Origin of the sequence: Rhodococcus sp. BP-332 (assembly GCF_019836065.1) — a bacterium.
In the GTDB taxonomy this organism is placed as follows: Bacteria; Actinomycetota; Actinomycetes; order Mycobacteriales; family Mycobacteriaceae; genus Rhodococcoides.
This window is the reverse complement of sequence record NZ_JABUEC010000002.1, coordinates 1045716-1062503: the sequence shown is the minus strand read 5'-3', so window position 1 is coordinate 1062503 and position 16788 is coordinate 1045716. Positions and strand designations below refer to the sequence as shown.

Annotated in this window: 18 protein-coding genes; 9 read left to right on the top strand and 9 right to left on the bottom strand. The window is 67.2% G+C overall.

What is annotated here, in order from left to right; translation table 11 throughout:
- Positions 1-5 precede the first annotated feature (5 nt).
- From HQ314_RS10700 to dnaA, 5 genes are all read right to left on the bottom strand, one after another.
- A complete protein-coding gene (locus tag HQ314_RS10700) occupies positions 6-551 on the bottom strand; it encodes a DUF721 family protein (RefSeq protein ID WP_027505939.1) in 546 nt (181 codons plus the stop codon).
- Positions 548-1813, bottom strand: a complete 1266-nt coding sequence (recF, locus tag HQ314_RS10695; protein ID WP_222649991.1) for a DNA replication/repair protein RecF — start codon at positions 1811-1813, stop codon at positions 548-550. The genes HQ314_RS10700 and recF overlap by 4 nt, the downstream gene beginning before the upstream one ends.
- The gene (gnd, locus tag HQ314_RS10690) at positions 1814-2719 is read right to left on the bottom strand and encodes a phosphogluconate dehydrogenase (NAD(+)-dependent, decarboxylating) (RefSeq protein WP_027505941.1); all 906 of its coding nucleotides are present in this window, start codon (positions 2717-2719) and stop codon (positions 1814-1816) included.
- A gap of 46 nt (positions 2720-2765) precedes the next feature.
- The gene (gene dnaN / locus HQ314_RS10685; protein ID WP_027505942.1) at positions 2766-3950 is read right to left on the bottom strand and encodes a DNA polymerase III subunit beta; all 1185 of its coding nucleotides are present in this window, start codon (positions 3948-3950) and stop codon (positions 2766-2768) included.
- A gap of 498 nt (positions 3951-4448) precedes the next feature.
- Positions 4449-6011, bottom strand: a complete 1563-nt coding sequence (dnaA, locus tag HQ314_RS10680) for a chromosomal replication initiator protein DnaA (RefSeq protein ID WP_027505943.1) — start codon at positions 6009-6011, stop codon at positions 4449-4451.
- A 549-nt stretch (positions 6012-6560) separates the two neighbouring features.
- Here dnaA and rpmH point away from each other — a divergent pair.
- The 9 genes from rpmH (at position 6561) to HQ314_RS10635 (ending at position 13162) form a co-directional block, all read left to right on the top strand.
- On the top strand, positions 6561-6704 hold the full coding sequence (gene rpmH, locus HQ314_RS10675; RefSeq protein ID WP_027505944.1) for a 50S ribosomal protein L34: 144 nt from the start codon (positions 6561-6563) through the stop codon (positions 6702-6704).
- Positions 6705-6728: 24 nt separating this feature from the next.
- The gene (rnpA, locus tag HQ314_RS10670) at positions 6729-7151 is read left to right on the top strand and encodes a ribonuclease P protein component (RefSeq protein WP_222649990.1); all 423 of its coding nucleotides are present in this window, start codon (positions 6729-6731) and stop codon (positions 7149-7151) included.
- Between the two features lie 65 nt (positions 7152-7216).
- Positions 7217-7540, top strand: coding sequence for a membrane protein insertion efficiency factor YidD (yidD, locus tag HQ314_RS10665; protein WP_374197835.1), 324 nt, complete (start codon positions 7217-7219; stop codon positions 7538-7540).
- A gap of 4 nt (positions 7541-7544) precedes the next feature.
- On the top strand, positions 7545-8648 hold the full coding sequence (yidC, locus tag HQ314_RS10660) for a membrane protein insertase YidC (protein WP_027505946.1): 1104 nt from the start codon (positions 7545-7547) through the stop codon (positions 8646-8648).
- 71 nt (positions 8649-8719) lie between these two features.
- Complete coding sequence (locus HQ314_RS10655; RefSeq protein WP_081821301.1) at positions 8720-9325, top strand: protein jag; 606 nt, start codon at positions 8720-8722, stop codon at positions 9323-9325.
- Between the two features lie 187 nt (positions 9326-9512).
- Positions 9513-10217, top strand: a complete 705-nt coding sequence (gene rsmG, locus HQ314_RS10650) for a 16S rRNA (guanine(527)-N(7))-methyltransferase RsmG (RefSeq protein ID WP_222629407.1) — start codon at positions 9513-9515, stop codon at positions 10215-10217.
- 37 nt (positions 10218-10254) lie between these two features.
- Positions 10255-11250 (top strand): ParA family protein, encoded by a 996-nt coding sequence (locus HQ314_RS10645; RefSeq protein ID WP_222649989.1) that lies wholly within the window; start codon positions 10255-10257, stop codon positions 11248-11250.
- Complete coding sequence (locus HQ314_RS10640) at positions 11247-12239, top strand: ParB/RepB/Spo0J family partition protein (protein ID WP_027505950.1); 993 nt, start codon at positions 11247-11249, stop codon at positions 12237-12239. Before HQ314_RS10645 ends, HQ314_RS10640 begins: the two co-directional genes overlap by 4 nt.
- A 212-nt stretch (positions 12240-12451) precedes the next feature.
- Positions 12452-13162: a hypothetical protein gene (locus tag HQ314_RS10635; protein WP_056440849.1), complete on the top strand. Its 711-nt coding sequence runs from the start codon at positions 12452-12454 to the stop codon at positions 13160-13162.
- A gap of 30 nt (positions 13163-13192) precedes the next feature.
- Here the strand turns inward: HQ314_RS10635 and HQ314_RS10630 are convergent, their stop codons facing one another.
- The 4 genes from HQ314_RS10630 to HQ314_RS10615 all read right to left on the bottom strand — a co-directional run bounded on the left by HQ314_RS10630 (position 13193) and on the right by HQ314_RS10615 (position 16744).
- A complete protein-coding gene (locus tag HQ314_RS10630) occupies positions 13193-14377 on the bottom strand; it encodes an N-acetylmuramoyl-L-alanine amidase (RefSeq protein ID WP_027505952.1) in 1185 nt (394 codons plus the stop codon).
- A 187-nt stretch (positions 14378-14564) separates the two neighbouring features.
- Complete coding sequence (trxA, locus tag HQ314_RS10625) at positions 14565-14897, bottom strand: thioredoxin (RefSeq protein ID WP_027505953.1); 333 nt, start codon at positions 14895-14897, stop codon at positions 14565-14567.
- A gap of 45 nt (positions 14898-14942) precedes the next feature.
- Complete coding sequence (gene trxB / locus HQ314_RS10620; RefSeq protein ID WP_222649988.1) at positions 14943-15932, bottom strand: thioredoxin-disulfide reductase; 990 nt, start codon at positions 15930-15932, stop codon at positions 14943-14945.
- A gap of 134 nt (positions 15933-16066) precedes the next feature.
- Positions 16067-16744 carry a hypothetical protein gene (locus tag HQ314_RS10615; protein WP_222649987.1) on the bottom strand — a complete coding sequence of 226 codons (678 nt, stop codon included), beginning with the start codon at positions 16742-16744 and terminating at the stop codon, positions 16067-16069.
- Between the last annotated feature and the right edge of the window lie 44 nt (positions 16745-16788).

Genomic DNA, 16788 nt, shown 5'->3' with positions numbered 1-16788 from the left:
GGGGTTCACCCGTAGGTGTCACGAGGTCCGCGACCCGACACGTGACGGTCGCCCTTCTTCCAACTGGGCGCAGCCGGGCCGGTGATACGGAGCGACGTGACCACACCGTGGCCCACGGACGCGGCGATCTTCGCGAGGATCTGCGACTGCATCAACCGCAACTGGGTCGCCCACGCCGTGGACTCCGCCGACACCGCCAGCACGCCGTCCCGGACGGACACCGGCTCCGCGTGTGCCGCGATGTCCTCACCCACCACCTGGGGCCACCGGCCGAGCACCGTGCCCTCGTCCACCTTCGCCGACCAGCCACGCGACGCGGCGAGCGTCTTCGCAAGCGACCCGAGTGCCTGCGGATCACGGTCGTCGGGCCTCGAGCCGGACCAGGTGCGCGACCGTCGCGGCCGGCGTTGCGTCGACGCGCGACCCTGCCCCACGGCCTTGCCGTTGGCCTTGGCCGCCGCACGCGCGTTCTCGAGCGCACGCCGCGCGATGTCCGCTCCGCGCAGCGGGGGCTCGGCCGGATCGCTGCCGGACGGCGTCTCGTCCGTCATGACTCCTCCTCCACGGGGCTCGTGTCGACATCAGTATCGGACGTGCCTCCGACAGAATCCGACCCGGACACCTCGGTCAGTTCCGATCTGCGTGCACCCTCGGTCTCGTGGGCACGCACGTCCATGCGGCGCGCTCGCAACTCGGGCGGCACGTCCTCGGGCACTGCCGCGGTCACCAACACCTGCTCCGCCGTCACCGCGACCCCCGCCAGGGCGGTCCGCCGCGCACGATCGAGTTCGGCGAAGACGTCGTCGAGGAGGAGCACGGGATCCGAACCCTCGGAACGCAGCAACTCGAAAGCGCCGAGCCGCAGGGACAGTGCGAAGGACCACGACTCGCCGTGACTCGCGAACCCCTTGGCAGGATCGGTTCCGAGTACGAGGTCGAGATCGTCACGATGCGGGCCGACGAGGGTGACACCGCGTTCGATCTCCCGTGTCCGCATCACCGAGAGCTGTTGCAGGAAGGCTGCTTCGAGCACCTCGACGTCGTCCGGTTCCTCCGTTCGATCCAGCGCGAGCATCTCGGGGGGCATGGCGTCGGCGAGACTGCTCCGGTACGCGATGGCCGCAGGCCGCGACGACGGTGCGATCCGGCGGTAGGCGTCGACGACGAAGGGACCGACATCGCGTACCGCGCGCAGCCGGTGCTCCACGATCTCGGCACCGAAGCCGGCGAGCTGCCCGTCCCACACGTCGAGCGTGGCCAACGCGTTCGCGCCGTCGCTCGACGACGATCCGCGTCGCAGAACCCCGCTCGCGCTCTTGAGTAGCGCGGACCTCTGCCGGAGAACGCGGTCGTAATCCGCACGGACAGCGGCCATTCGAGGAGACCGCGCGACGATCAGCTCATCGAGGTAGCGGCGCCGCTCGCTCGGATCGCCGCGCACCATCGCCAGATCCTCGGGTGCGAACAGCACCGTGTTCAGGATGCCCAGCACCTCCCGTGTCCGCCGCACCGGAGAAGTGTTGATGCGAGCGCGATTCGCCCGCCCGTCGTTGATCTCCACGTCGACGGTGAGCTCGCGACCGAGGTTGACGACGGACGCCCGCACGAGAGCGCGTTCCGCACCCGCCCGGATGAGCGGAGCATCGGCCGACACCCGGTGCGACGACAGCGTCGCGACGTACCCCAGTGCCTCGAGAATGTTGGTCTTCCCGTGGCCGTTGGGACCGACGAACACCGTCACCCCCGGCGCGAGATCCACCGAGAGTTGTTGCCAGGAACGAAAATCGACCAGGGTCGCCGAGCGGACGAACACTTAGGCGCCGGTGCTCTCCGTGTTGGGGGCACGCTGCACCGCGTGTCCACCGAACTGGTTGCGCAGCGCGGACACCGCCTTCATGGCGGGCGAATCCACCTGTCGCGACGCGAATCTCGCGAACAGTGCGGCGGAGATGACGGGAGCCGGCACCGAGTGTCGGATCGCCTCCTCGACGGTCCAGCGTCCTTCACCGGAATCCTGTGTGTAGCCGGAGATGTCGGTGAATCCCGGATCTTCCTGCAGAGCCTTCACCAGGAGATCGAGCAACCACGACCGTACGACGGTGCCCTTGGTCCACGCACGCACCACACCGGTGACGTCCTCGATGAGATCCTCCGCGGCGAGGAGCTCGTACCCCTCGGCGTAGGCGTGCATGAGGCCGTACTCGATACCGTTGTGCACCATCTTCGCGTAGTGACCCGCGCCCACCGGGCCGGCGTGGACGAAGCCGTCCGCCCGCTCGCCCTCGGGACGCAACGCATCGAACACGGGCATGGCGCGCTCGACGTCCGCAGCAGCACCGCCGACCATGAGGCCGTACCCGTTCTCCAGGCCCCAGACGCCGCCCGAGACGCCGGCGTCGACATAGCCGATGCCCTTCGCGGACAACAGTTCCGCGTGCACCGCGTCATCGGTGAAGCGCGAGTTGCCGCCGTCGATCACGAGGTCGCCCTCGGACAGCACGCCGGCCAGAGTGGTGACGGTGTCGCGTGTGACGGGGCCGGACGGCACCATCACCCAGACGATGCGGGGAGCGGGGAGCGCGGCGGCGAGGGCCTCGAGCGACTCGACGTCGGTGACCTCCGGCCGCGGATCGTAACCGGTGACCTCGATGTCGTGGCGCCGCAGGCGCTCACGCATGTTGAAGCCCATCTTGCCGAGACCGACCAACCCGATGTTCATGCGTGGCTTCCTTTCGATGGACCTGCGCCGGTGCCTCGCGAGCGACTCAGCCCGGAAGGCGTACCGGCATGAGCAGGTACGTGTACGCACTCTTCGGTGCGCTGAACGTTCCGGTCTCGTCCGGCTCGAGCTCGTCCTCACCCGCCGGGCGCAGCACTGCGGGCCGGCTCGGTGTGGTGAACCCGAAGGACACCCGCTCGGAGTGCAGCGAGTTGAGACCGTCGATGAGATACCCGGGATTGAACGCGATCACCAGGGGCTCGCCCTGGAAGTTCGCCTCGATCGACTCCTCGGCCCGGCCTGCATCGTCGCCGCCGGCGGACAGAGTGACCGTGTCGGCCGAGAACTCGAGGCGGACCTGCGCCCCACGCTCGGCGAGCAGAGCGACACGCTTGATGGCCTCGAGGAGGGGAGCGATGGGCACGCTGGCGACCGCGGTGTGCTCGGACGGCAGCAACTGCCGGAACTTCGGGAACTCTGCGTCGAGCAGACGGGTGGTGGTGCGGCGGCCGTCGCTGACGATGCCCAGGAGGCCGTCGTTGCCGATGTGCGATGCGGAGCCCAGAGCGAGCTCGACGCCCGACTCCGCGCCGCCACCAATGCTTTTCGCGGACTCGGACAGGGTCTTGGCGGGGATGAGCACCGCGGCGGCCGTGCCGGGTGCGGCCGGAGTCCAGTCGAGTTCGCGCACGGCGAGACGGAACCGGTCGGTAGCGGCGAGCACCACGGAGTCGCCGTCGATCTCCATGCGGATACCGGTGAGCATCGGGAGCGTGTCGTCACGGCCCGCGGCGATGGCCACCTGGCTGATGGCCTCGGCGAACACGTCGACCGGGACGGTGCCCGTCTGCGACGGCAGTTCGGGGAGTTGCGGGTAGTCCTCCACCGGCATCGTGGGAAGCGAGAACTTGGCACTGCCGCACGTGATGAGCACCTTGGTCCCGTCGACCGAGACGTCGACCGGCTTGTTCGGCAGCGAGCGCGTGATGTCAGCGAGCAGCTTGCCCGACACGAGCACCTGGCCTCCGCCGGCGACCTCCACGGGAACGCGTACCTGGGCCGACACCTCGTAGTCGAAGCCGGAGACCGTCAGTCCGGAGTCGTCGACCGACAGCAGCACACCGCCGAGGACGGGAACCGCGGGACGGGACGGGAGTGATCGCGCCACCCAGGCCACCGAATCGGAGAAATCTTCTCGAGCAACTCGAAACTTCACACTGCCAAGCTCCATCGCCCGGTTGATCCTCTCGCTGACCTGCTCCACACGAGTCGGTGGGCAAACCACACCGTATGCCCTCGAGCGCGTGCTGAAAAGTCGGGGTTGGTCTCGATCCGAGGCCTCAGAGGCGGTTGTGAATGGATCCGTCCCCACCCTGTTTTCAAAGAGAAGTTCCTAGGAAGAAATACAAGCAGTAGTCATAGGTCCTGTGGAATCTGTGGACCGACCCTGTCCGGTGCTGGTGGCACGGCGTGGCGGCTCGAGGATGAACCCGGGCATCACGACGGGCTCGGTGCGGGTCACATGTGGACGGACGGTGGACTCGGTGCGAACTACAGATTTCATCCCCGGGGTATCCACGTTATTCACACAGTTGTCCACAGGTGTGTATCGAGCAGAATCGGCCCGGATACCGGCCGAACTCGTCTCCCTTCGGGGCTCCGTACCGACGAGAACGGCCGCCCGCATCGCCGCGGGGGCGAGTCGAACGGCCGTGGACACTCGGAGGGGTCAGCGCTTGGAGCGCTGCTTCACGCGAGCGGTGAGCTCCTGCACCTGGTTGTACGTACGGTGCCGCTCGGCCATCTCCTTGCGGATCTTCTTGTCGGCGTACATGACGGTGGTGTGGTCACGGCCGAACGTCTGACCGATCTTGGGCAGCGACAGATCGGTCAGCTCGCGGCACAGATACATCGCGATCTGTCGCGCCTGCGCCAGCGCGCGGGCCTTGCCGGGGCCGCACAGTTCCTCGATCGAGGTGTCGAAGTACTCCGCGGTGACGGCCATGATCGTCGCCGCCGTGATCTCCAGTCCCGTCGAGTCCGGCATCAGATCTCGGAGAACGGCCTCGGCGAGCGCGGTGTCCAGGTTGTGCCCGTTGAGCGACGCGAAGGCCGTGACTCGGATGAGCGCGCCCTCGAGCTCACGGATGTTCCGCTCGATCCGGCTCGCGATGAGTTCGAGCACCTCGTGGGGCACGTCGAGGCGGTCCATCTGCGCCTTCTTGCTCAGGATCGCGATACGCGTCTCGAGCTCGGGCGGTTGCACGTCGGTGATGAGGCCCCACTCGAAGCGGGTGCGCAGTCGTTCCTCGAGGGTCGCGAGCTGCTTGGGCGGCCGATCGGAGGAGACCACGATCTGTTTGTTCGCGTTGTGCAGCGTGTTGAAGGTGTGGAAGAACTCCTCCTGGATACCTTCCTTGCCCTCGATGAACTGGATGTCGTCGACCAGCAGGACGTCCGTCTCGCGGTAGCGGCGCTTGAACGCCACCTTGCGGTCGTCTCGAAGGCTGTTGATGAAGTCGTTGGTGAACTCCTCGGTGGACACGTACTTCACACGCATGCCGGGAAACAGACGTTGGGCGTAGTGGCCGGCGGCGTGCAGCAGGTGCGTCTTCCCCAGTCCGGACGCACCCCAGACGAACAGCGGGTTGTACGCCCGCGCCGGAGCCTCCGCGATGGCGACGGCGGCCGCGTGGGCGAACCGGTTGGAGGCGCCGATGACGAAGGTGTCGAACGTGTACTTCGCGTTGAGGCTGGTGCTGCCCGTCGGAGTGGACGTCGAGCGCGGCGGCACCGTGTACGAGGTGGGCCACGAGTTCTGGACGCTGGTCAGAGCGTCCCGATCGTCGTCGACCTCCTCGTGATCGCCGTAGTCACTGCTCTCGGAGTCGGACGGCTCGCCCGCGGTGGACTCGGTGAGCAGGCGCCGGCGATACACGGGTGCACTGTGTGCGGTGTCGGGGCGACGTTCGGTGTCGACGGGCGTGGGAACGTCCGAGAGGTCGGCGTCGGCTCCGGGCGCCAGCCGGACACCGAGTCCCTCGACCGGGCGGTCGAGGTGGCGACCGAGGGCCGCGAGGATGGGTTCACGCAGACCGCGCTCGACCGCCTCCTGCGCGATCGGCGACGGAACCGAGAGCAGAGCGAAACCTTGCGCCAGAGTGATGGGGCGGACGAGAGCGAGCCACGCCTTCTGGGCGCGAGACAGGGAGGACCCCGAATTCGACTCCGCCGTGAGCTCGGCGACGACGCTCGGCCATACAGCGGCCAAGACGTCCGGATCGTCCTCCACGGTGCCTCCCCAGGGCCGTGGCGTGACCGCGGCCGTCGATGATGCTGCGGTGCCTCGAGGGCCCCGCCGACGACACGAATATGCCACCCGACCTGTGTTTCCACATAATTATCCACAGCTGTGGACAAACGACACCGGTGTAGCTCGACGGCATCTCGCACGGAGACGGCCCGGAGCAGCGGCGTTCTGACCTGCGGCGATGCAGAGCCTTGGTGAGAGATCCCCACCGACGGGGCGAGACGTCGTCACCCGCACAGCGAAGTTAGCAGGCTCGTCGGCGCACAACAAGACGAACGGTCCTCTCCTGCCGCCGCGAGGTCGTCGTCGTGCTCGAGGCGTGTCATCGTGACAGGAGCACCGTCCCCGGGGTAGCGCGGTTTGACCTCGTTCGACGCCGTCAGTACCCTCGAACGGTCACCCGCGACATGCGTGGATCGGTCCTGCCGTTCTCCTGCGCGAGTGGCCACCGAACTCGAGTTCGCCGAACTCGCGACCATCAGCACACCACCGGCAGTCCTCGGGACTGCCGATATCTCGAGGAGTACCACCGTGGCCAAGGGCAAGCGGACGTTCCAGCCGAACAACCGTCGTCGTGCACGCGTGCACGGTTTCCGTCTGCGCATGCGCACGCGTGCCGGTCGCGCGATCGTGTCGGCTCGTCGCGGCAAGGGCCGCGCGTCGCTGACCGCCTGATTTCCCGGTAACCGGAACGCTCGGGTGTTACCTGAGCAGCATCGGCTGCACCAGTCGTCGGATTTCCAGGCGACGGTGCGCCGCGGCCGCCGTACAGGACGCCACGACATCGTCGTGCACCTGAGGTTCCGGGGGGACGAGAACGCTCTCGTCTCTTCCGGACACCCGCGTTTCGGGCTCGTGGTCAGTAAAGCAGTGGGGCCGGCGGCGACTCGACACAGAGTCGCACGCCGGCTTCGTCATATCTGCAGCTCGATGCTTCCTCTCGTCGAGTCGGATGTCGACGTGGTCGTGCGGGCACTGCCCGGCGCAGCGACCGCGGCGTCCTCCGAACTCGAACGCCAGCTGGCGTCGGGTCTGCGACGACTCGGAGCGATGCGCGCGATGAACTCCTCTCACCCGGTTCCCGCCGAGCGCCCCCGCGCCCTCGGCCGGTCCGAGACGTGATGACGGAGTCCGCGAATCCGGTCCCGGTCGAGCCTGCGTCCGACCGGAGCCTCCTGCGTCGGCTGATGTCTCTCCCGGCCCGATCGGTCATCCTCCTCATCGAGGGGTACCGGTCCTACATCTCCCCTCTTCGCCTTCCGACGTGCCGATTCACGCCGACGTGCAGTGAGTACTCCGTGGAGGCGCTCCGCACCCGTGGGTTCGTCGTCGGTGCCGTTCTGGCGGTCGTCCGCCTCCTGAAGTGCGCGCCCTGGCACCCTGGTGGGTGGGATCCCGTTCCACCCCCGCGTCGTCTCCGGGGTGGTGCCGACGCGGTGCCCACCGACACCGACCACGCTTGCCCGCAGTCTCGTGACCCCGTGAGGGTGAACCAACAGAGGAGTACATAGAGCCGTGCTCGACTTCATCTACTACCCGGTATCCGGAATTCTCTGGGTCTGGCACAAAGTGTTCGGCGCCGTGCTCGGCGCGGACAGCGGTTTCGCCTGGGCGCTGTCCGTGGTGTTCCTCGTGTTCACACTGCGTCTGATCCTCTACAAGCCCTTCGTCAAGCAGGTGCGGACGACGCGCCAGATGCAGGAACTTCAGCCGCAGATCAAGGCTCTGCAGAAGAAGTACGGCAAGGACCGTCAGAAGCTGGCCGTGGAGATGCAGAAGCTCCAGAAGGAGCACGGCTTCAACCCGATCATGGGTTGCCTCCCCGTGCTCGCACAGGCGCCGGTGTTCATCGGCCTGTTCCACGTGCTCCGGTCGTTCAACCGCACCGGCACCGGAATCGGGCAGCTGGGTCTGAGCCCGGAGGTCAACGCCGAGACTCCGAACTACTTCTTCAGCGTCGAGGACGTCCAGTCCTTCCTGTCGGCACGGCTGTTCGGTGCGCCCATCTCGGCGGCCATCACGTCACCCGAGTCGCAGCTGCGCGCGTTCGAGCCGTTCGGCGGCATCCCGTCGATCGGTCCGATCCTCGCCGTCTCGATCCCGCTGATGATCATCGCCAGCATCGCGACCCACCTGAACTCGCGCGCGTCGGTGGCGCGTCAGAGCGAGGCAGCTGCGGCCAACCCGCAGTCCGCGATCATGAACAAGCTCGCTCTGTACGTGTTCCCGCTCGGCGTGCTCGTCGGTGGCCCGTTCCTCCCCGTGGCCATCCTCCTGTACTGGGTGAGCAACAACGTGTGGACCTACGCGCAGCAGCACCTCGTCTTCGGTCGCATCGACAAGGAAGAGGCGGCGAAGAAGGAAGCCGCTCTGGAGCGCCGGAACGAGAACGCTCCGAAGCCCGGTGCGCGCCCTGACGCTCTGAAGAAGAAGCCGGCACCGGGAGCCAAGCCCACCCGCGCCGTCGCGGCAGAATCGACCACGGACACCGGTAGTGACACGGCGTCATCGGAGTCGAACCCCACACCGGGCACCGCGGCCACCAACGGCGCCACCACTCCTCGGAAGAAGAAGACTCCTCCCGGCAAGGTGCGACCCAAGCAGCAGAAGCGCCGCTGATCCGGCCGTCGTGACCCTGCCGGTCCGCCCGCGGACCAGAACCACGTGAAGTGATACGAGTGCGAACGGAAATGGACGACAACGTGACCATCGATTCGAAGACGGACGAGCAGAGCACACCCGAGGTCGAGGCCTCGGCAGACGACACCGTGGTGGCCGCTGCTCCCGTGACCCCGGAATCAGACACAGAGGCGGACGAGCCCGAGGGTGACGCCGAGGACTACCTCGTCGAAGAGGGCGAGATCGCGGGCGACTACCTGGAGCAGTTGCTCGACGTCCTCGACTTCGACGGCGACATCGACCTCGACGTGGAGGGTGACCGTGCAGTCGTCAGCATCGACGGCGGCAAGGATCTCAACAAGCTGGTCGGTCGCAAGGGTGAGGTACTCGACGCACTGCAGGAACTGACGCGTCTCGCTGTGCAGCAGTCGACGGGCGACCGCAGCAAGCTGATGCTCGATGTGGCCGGATGGCGTGCGGGCCGCCGCGAGGAGTTGACGCGACTGGGAACCGAGGCCGCTGAGCGCGTCGCGGCGTCCGGTGACAGCGAACCTCTGGAGCCGATGACCCCGTTCGAGCGCAAGATCGTGCACGACGCTGTGGCGACGATCGCCGGTGTGACGAGTGAGAGTGACGGCGTCGAGCCGAATCGACACGTGGTCGTCGTCAAGGAGTGATCTGACGACGGAGTCGACAAGGGGCGCGGTCCACGGACCGCGCCCCTTTCTCGTGCCCGGGGTCGGACGACGTCTCGGCGGGTGAGGAATGTCTGCGGTCGTCACTAGACTGCCTCCAGCGCGTGGCGCCCGGCGTCAGCAGAATTACACGAGTGTGGTTCACGACCACTCAGGACGACGCGAGAGGATGTTTCACGTGGAACATGAGGAAGAGTCCGCGACTCCAGCGTGGGTCGACGATGCCATCGTTCGAGTGTTCGGTGACCGTGCCGACACGGCTCGGGCGTACTACGACTCCCTGAAGGGTGACGGTGTCGTCAGAGGATTGATCGGTCCGCGCGAGGTCCCTCGGCTGTGGGAGCGCCATCTCCTGAATTGCGCTGTGGTCGGAGAACTCATCCCCGAGGGCGCCAGCGTGGTCGACGTCGGCAGTGGCGCCGGGCTGCCAGGGATCCCGCTCGCGATCGCCCGACCGGATCTGTCCGTGTTCCTCGTCGAGCCGCTCCTACGCCGCACGGTGTATCTCGCAGAGATCGTGGAGCAACTCGGTCTCGACGTGACGGTGGTGCGCGGACGGGCCGAGCAGCCGGGCGTCATCAAAGAAGCCGGCGGTTGTGACATCGTCACGTCGCGTGCGGTTGCCCCGTTGGAGAAGTTGGCGCGCTGGTCCCTGCCCCTCGTGCACGAGGGCGGCGTGATGCTCGCCTTGAAGGGCAGCACGGCGCAGGAGGAGATCGATCGCGACTCCGGGACGCTCACGCGGATAGGCGCGAAGAACTTCCAGGTGTTGCAGTGTGGTGAGGGCGTCGTTCCCACACCGACTATCGTTGTACGCGCGGAGCGCGCTGTGCGTGGTAACCGCGTCCCCAAGTTCTCCGCCGGCTCACGCTGACGTCTGCGTGGATCGATCGTTGTCGAAGGAGCAAGTCATGTCGGGTGAATCCGAAGCCGCTGTTTCACGTGAAACACCCGCCGTCGACGTTTCACGTGAAACACGATCGGCATCGGAGTCCTACGGCTACTCCCCCATCACGTCGGACGACACCCCCATCGGTGCGGCGGCGCAGCGCGCGAGCCAGGTTCTGCACAAGAGCGGCGTCGCTCTGCCGCGACCTCCGGTTCGGAGAGTGCTGACGATCGCCAACCAGAAGGGCGGCGTCGGCAAGACGACGACGGCGGTGAACATCGCCGCGGCACTCGCTGTGCAAGGACTGTCTGTTCTGGTCGTCGATCTGGATCCCCAGGGCAATGCGTCCACGGCTCTCGGCGCCGTCCACACGTCGGGCACCCCGTCCAGCTACGAGCTGCTCCTCGGTGAGATCACCGCCGTGGAGGCCATTCAACGCAGCCCGAGGAACGATCGCCTGATGTGCATCCCGGCGACGATCGATCTGGCAGGCGCCGAGATCGAGCTGGTCTCCATGGTGGCTCGCGAAGGTCGACTCAAGACCGCGTTGTCCAGCGCGGCGCTCGACGATCTGCAGATCGACTTCGTCCTCATCGACTGCCCGCCGTCGCTCGGACTCCTGACCGTCAACGCGATGGTCGCGGCAACGGAGGTGCTCATCCCCATCCAGTGCGAGTACTACGCACTGGAAGGCGTCGGTCAGCTGCTGCGCAACATCGAGTTGGTCCAGGCGCACCTCAATCCGCGTCTGCACGTGTCCACCGTGATCCTCACGATGTACGACGGCCGAACCAAGCTCGCCGACCAGGTGGCCGACGAGGTGCGCAAGCACTTCGGTGATGCCGTACTCAAGTCGGTGATTCCTCGCAGCGTGAAGGTCTCCGAAGCTCCCGGATACGGAATGACCGTCTTGGACTACGACCCGGGTTCACGTGGCGCCATGTCCTATCTCGACGCGGGGCGTGAGATGGCAGCGCGGAGCGCGAGCATGAACGCAGCAACGGAGGGAACGGCATGAGTTCGACCAAGAAGGGCGGTCTCGGCCGCGGTCTGGCGGCTCTCATACCGACATCCCCCGGTCAGAGTTCCGGCCTGGGATCGGCGGCCGCGGACGTCGTCATCGGTGGCGAGTCCCGCACGGCGACGGCTCCGTCCCCCACTCCGCCGTCCATCGTGGAGGACGACCTCTCGCCCGCCGGCGCGGTCTATCGGGAGATCGCACCCAGCAAGATCGAACCGAATCCGAAGCAGCCGCGCTCGGTGTTCGAGCAGGAAGCGCTCGACGAACTGGTGCACTCGATCCGCGAGTTCGGCCTCATGCAGCCGATCGTGGTCCGCCAGATCGGCGACGAGCGCTACCAGTTGGTCATGGGTGAGCGCCGATGGCGGGCGAGCCAGGAAGCCGGACTCGACGCGATTCCGGCGATCGTGCGCGAGACAGCCGACGACACGCTCCTCCGCGACGCGCTCCTCGAGAACATTCATCGGGTCCAGCTGAACCCACTCGAAGAGGCGGCTGCGTACCAGCAGCTCCTCGAGGAGTTCGACGTGACGCACGATCAGCTCGCTGCGCGGCTGGGTCGATCACGCCCCGTCATCACGAACATGATCAGGCTTCTACGGCTCCCCATTCCCGTACAGAGACGCGTGGCGGCGGGCGTTCTGTCCGCCGGTCACGCTCGAGCACTGTTGTCGCTCGAGGCGGGCGCCGCGGCACAGGAGGAGTTGGCGGCACGCATCGTGGCCGAGGGCATGTCGGTGCGAGCCACCGAAGAGGCGGTGACTCTCGCGAATCGGGAGGACCCGGCTGCGCCGGCCCCGGCTCCGAAACGCAAGCCGATCCAGATGCCGGGTCTGCAGGACGTCGCGGAGCGGCTCTCCGAATCGTTCGACACCCGTGTCACCGTGAGCCTCGGCAAGCGTAAAGGCAAGATCGTGGTCGAGTTCGGCTCCGTGGACGACCTTCAGCGCATCGTGGAGATGATGGAACGCCAGAAGTCGTCGTGACCGCGTCGATCGCGGGTACGGCCACCCATGCTCTTTTCGTCACTGTGACGTAACTTCGGCATCGAAACCGAAAGTCAGTGCACTGCTTCGACTTTCGTCTGGCAGGCGACGTGGTGTCCTCGGGAGAGGCCTATCGCTTATCCTGAAGGGGCACACACAGTCGCGGAGGCTCGTCGCCGCCGCGAGTCGGGGTACGGAGGCTGAGTCAACGCGTGTCGATCGTCGTCTCCACACTCACCCTCGGCGGATTCGATGCGCTGCCGGCACACGACCGCCAGTGCGTCTTCTGGACCATGGATCCCGCGGCCCCCTCCACGGCAACTCTCGTCGACACCGAATTCGAGAAGGAAGCGTGGCTGTCGATGGTCATGCTCGAGTGGGGTCCGTGCGGACAGGTCGCCACCGATGTCGCGGGCGCCGATGTACCGGCATCCTCCGACTCGGTGGGGTGCGCTCTGTACGCACCTCCCGGCGCCGTGCCCCGAGTCGCGCACTTCCCCACCGCACCGGTCAGCCCGGATGCAGTCCTGTTGACGTCGCTCTACTCACCGCTGTCCGCGGAGGACGGTGACGGAATTCGGGACACGCTCCTGCACGCAGTGGTGCGCGATCTCGTCAACCGTGGTGTGCGAGCTCTCGAGGCGTTCGGAGTCCGGCTCGAGGATTCCGAGGTCGACGAACGCCGGTCCCTCATCGACACCCCGCCGTGCGGGGAGGCGACCTGCATGATCGACGCCGACTTCCTCGAGAAGTACGGCTTCGAGGTCGTGGCTCCGCATCACCGGTTCCCGCGGCTCCGGTTGGAGCTCGATCGGGACCACGGGTGGAAGGAAGACGTGGAGGCTGCGCTCGAGCGGTTGCTGGAGGCTGCAGCACTCACCGTGGTGGAAGCCGATGCTCGCGTGCCCGTCGGGGCTCGCTGAGCGACGTCCGGCCGGCCGGACGGAGGAGTGTCAGGCGCCCTCGGCGACAGACAGCTCGTAGGCGAGCAGCTCGGCGAAGGTGAACGTTCCCGTCGGCTGATCGTCCTGGCCGAGGAGATACAGGCGCTTCACCGCGACGAGGACGGCCTCCGCGATGATGTCGCGCATCCGCGGATCGGCGAGCACCTCGACGTCCTCGTGGCTGGTGAGGTAACCCAGCTCGAGCTGCACGGTCGGCATGTTGGTCAGACGCAGCAGGTCCCACGTGCGACCGTGACTCCGGCAGTCCTGCAACGAGGTCCGTGCCACGATCTCACGCTGGATGTAGCTGGTGAGCACCTGACCGATGAGCGACGCGGAGCCGTGTGAATTGCCGAAGTGGAAGCTGGCCACACCGTGCGCCACCGGCGACGGGTAGCTGCTGCAGCGCAGCGAGATCATGAGGTCGGCGCCGATACCGTTGGCGGTCTCGGCACGCTCAGCCGTGCTGGGATCCGCGGACCGGGCACGCGACAGGTACGTCTCCATACCGGTCGCCGCCATGCGCCCCTCGAGCCGCCCGGCGAGATCCCACAGGATCGCCTCCTCGGTCAGCGGACCGTCGGGGGTCTGGACGACCATGCCGGAGTTCACGCCACCCAGTCCCGGGTCGATCACGATGCGCTTGCCCGTCAGCTGCGGTCCCGACCGACGGACGAGCTCCTCCTCGGAGATCGCGTGCGGCGATCCGCCGGTGACCCTGGTGCCGAGCAGGTCGAGGGCACGCAGGGTGGCGGGTCCACAGATGCCGTCGGGCGACAGTCCGATCTCGCTCTGGAAGGACGACAGACCCTCGTGCGTCTCGCCACCGAAGTAGCCGTCGACCCGTCCGTTGTAGAACCCCAGGTCCTGCAGGCGACGCTGCAGGGTGGCGACGTCGTCGCCGTACAGCGGAGCGGAGAGCTGGTAGATCAGGGTGCGGGCGCCGAGTCGGAAGGATGCCTCCTTCACCGAGCGGTACGTGGCGGTGTCGACCTCGCCGGTGACCAGGAGACCGCGCTGCTGTTGGAACGCGCGGACGGCTTCGTCGAGAGCGGCGTCGAACAGGACGTCCGGCTCCGCCCAGGCAGTGTCGCCGTCCACCGCGGCCGAGGGAGGCAGGAAGCCGAGACCCGAGAGGATGTCCCGGACCTCCGCGACGGCTGGACCTCGATCGCCGTGGCGGAGTGGCTTCATACTGTCGTCGACCCTTCTTCGTGACCGGTCGCAACGGCGACCGGCGGTACACGTCCCCGGTGGGTGTTCCTGATGGACGATTGTCTCAGAAGATCATGCTCCTCCCACAATCGTCCCGGCCGCAGAACGCACACACGCCCGGCGTGTCATGGACAGGCCGGGCGTGCGGTGGTGCGGGAATGTCAGGTCAGGCGAGGACGCCGTCCAGGTCGCGCAGCAGCGCGGCCTTGCCCTTGGCTCCGACGATGGTCTTCACGGGCTCACCGTTCTGGAACAGGATCATGGTGGGGATGGACATCACCTTGAAGTCACGCGCTGCCTGCGGATTCGCGTCGATGTCGAGCTTGGCGACGGTGATCTTGTCCGCGTGCTCTCCGGCGATCTCCTCGAGCACCGGTGCGACCATCTTGCACGGTCCGCACCACGTCGCCCAGAAGTCGACCAGGACGGGCTTCTCGCTCTGCAGGACCTCGGTGGCGAAGGTGTCGTCACTGATGGTGACGGTGTTCTTGTCGGTCATGTTCTCGTGCCTCTCGTGTGCCGGACGTAGCGGGATGGACGGTGCTCAGACACTCACGACGTCGACGTCGCGGTCGGCGTTCTCGAGCGTGTTCTCGGTGATGTCGCCCTGGTCGGCGAGCCAGCGCTCGGCGTCGATGGACGCGGCGCAGCCGGTACCGGCCGCGGTGATGGCCTGCTGGTAGACGTGATCCACCAGGTCGCCGGCCGCGAAGACACCGTCGATGGAGGTGGACGTGGTGGGCGCCTGAACCACCACGTAGCCCGCCTCGTCGAGCTCGACCTGTCCGCGGACGAGCTCGGAGCGGGGGTCGTGGCCGATGGCGACGAACACGCCGGTGACATCGAGGACGCGCTCCTCACCGGAGCGGGTGTCGCGGATCTTCAGACCCGTCACGCCGGACTCACCCTGTACCTCGACCACATCGGCGTTGGTGACGAACGTGATCTTCTCGTTCTCCTTGGCGCGCTCGAGCATGATGCGCGACGCACGGAACTCCTCGCGGCGGTGCACGATGGTGACCGAGCGCGCGAAACGGGTGAGGAAGGTGGCCTCCTCCATGGCGGAGTCGCCACCACCGATGACGGCGATGTCCTGGTCGCGGAAGAAGAAGCCGTCGCATGTCGCACACGCGGAGACGCCGCGGCCGAGCAGCGTCTGCTCTCCGGGAACACCGAGGTAGCGTGCGGCGGCACCCATGGCCAGGATGATCGCGCGGGCACGGTACTCGGTGCCGTCGACGGTCACGGTCTTGACGTCACCGGTCAGTGACAGCTCCTCGACGTCCTCGGTGCGGATGTCGGCGCCGAATCGCATGGCCTGCTCGCGCATCTGCTCCATGAGGTCGGGGCCCATGATGCCGTCACGGAAGCCGGGGAAGTTCTCCACCTCGGTCGTGGTCATCAGCGCGCCGCCGAACTGGGTGCCCTCGAACACCAGGGGCTTCAGCTCCGCGCGAGCGGCGTACACCGCAGCGGTGTAGCCGGCGGGACCGGACCCGACGATGATCAGGTCGTGGATGTCCGAAGTAGTCATCTTCGCCTTCCGAGATCGTGTGTGGAACCAGGGTCGGCGCTCCAGCGCTCGCCCTCTGATGCCCTCAACACTAGGTCAGGAGACGTTGTTCCCTCACTCGAGGCAGGCGGCCCGAGGCGACGGCACCGGGCGTGTCAGCCGATCTCCGCGCGCGAGACCGTGTCCGGATCGTCCGGACCGCAGGAGTCGCCCACAGCGACCGCGACGAGCGAACCGGGCGTGGTCCCGGCCGTGACGAGAAGGGTCGCCTCGATGCCGTCCAAGGTGACCGGGCCGGATCCGACCACCGTGGCCGACGCCGGGATGCCGTTGGCCTCGAGGCAACCGGCCAGCACGGCGGCATCGACGAAGCGGCCTCGATCGACCGACCCGACGACGGACAACACCGTGCGGTCGTCGAGTGGCCGGGCCGAGGCGATCACCTGATCACCGCCCCCGACCGTCTCGATGGACGCGAGTGCCAGGCCCGCACCGGCCCCCACCAGCGCGACGATCGCCGCGGCCGCCGCGATGATCGGGATCCGAGTGCGTCGGCCCGAGCGTCGTGCCGCCAACTCGTCCCGCGGTACTCCGGTGAGCGCGCCCTGCAGTCGCGCGGCGACGTCGGGCGGCATCGTGACACCGGCGGTGAGATCGGTGCCCCGTGCGCGCACCATGTCGACGACGGCGTCCAGGTCGGCCAGACGGGCCGCTGCCTCGGGATCGGTCTCGACGCGCTGGCGGATGCGGGCGGCCTCGTCCTCCGGGAGCAGGCCCGCGTGCAGGTCGGCGAGGAGGTCGGGAGTGAGGGGAGCGCGGTCGGTCACGGACACGTCACCGCCTCGTCTGTCGCCATGACAGATTGGACGCCCGCGGC

Bases quoted from the DNA above. Each gene is read 5' to 3' on its own strand.
- yidD (WP_374197835.1), top strand. From the start codon at position 7,217: ATGTCTCTCCCGGCCCGATCGGTCATCCTCCTCATCGAGGGGTACCGG.
- rsmG (WP_222629407.1), top strand. From the start codon at position 9,513: ATGTTTCACGTGGAACATGAGGAAGAGTCCGCGACTCCAGCGTGGGTC.
- HQ314_RS10645 (WP_222649989.1), top strand. From the start codon at position 10,255: ATGTCGGGTGAATCCGAAGCCGCTGTTTCACGTGAAACACCCGCCGTC.
- HQ314_RS10655 (WP_081821301.1), top strand. From the start codon at position 8,720: ATGGACGACAACGTGACCATCGATTCGAAGACGGACGAGCAGAGCACA.
- gnd (WP_027505941.1), bottom strand. From the start codon at position 2,719: ATGAACATCGGGTTGGTCGGTCTCGGCAAGATGGGCTTCAACATGCGT.
- dnaN (WP_027505942.1), bottom strand. From the start codon at position 3,950: ATGGAGCTTGGCAGTGTGAAGTTTCGAGTTGCTCGAGAAGATTTCTCC.
- HQ314_RS10700 (WP_027505939.1), bottom strand. From the start codon at position 551: ATGACGGACGAGACGCCGTCCGGCAGCGATCCGGCCGAGCCCCCGCTG.
- trxA (WP_027505953.1), bottom strand. From the start codon at position 14,897: ATGACCGACAAGAACACCGTCACCATCAGTGACGACACCTTCGCCACC.
- HQ314_RS10640 (WP_027505950.1), top strand. From the start codon at position 11,247: ATGAGTTCGACCAAGAAGGGCGGTCTCGGCCGCGGTCTGGCGGCTCTC.
- HQ314_RS10630 (WP_027505952.1), bottom strand. From the start codon at position 14,377: ATGAAGCCACTCCGCCACGGCGATCGAGGTCCAGCCGTCGCGGAGGTC.
- trxB (WP_222649988.1), bottom strand. From the start codon at position 15,932: ATGACTACTTCGGACATCCACGACCTGATCATCGTCGGGTCCGGTCCC.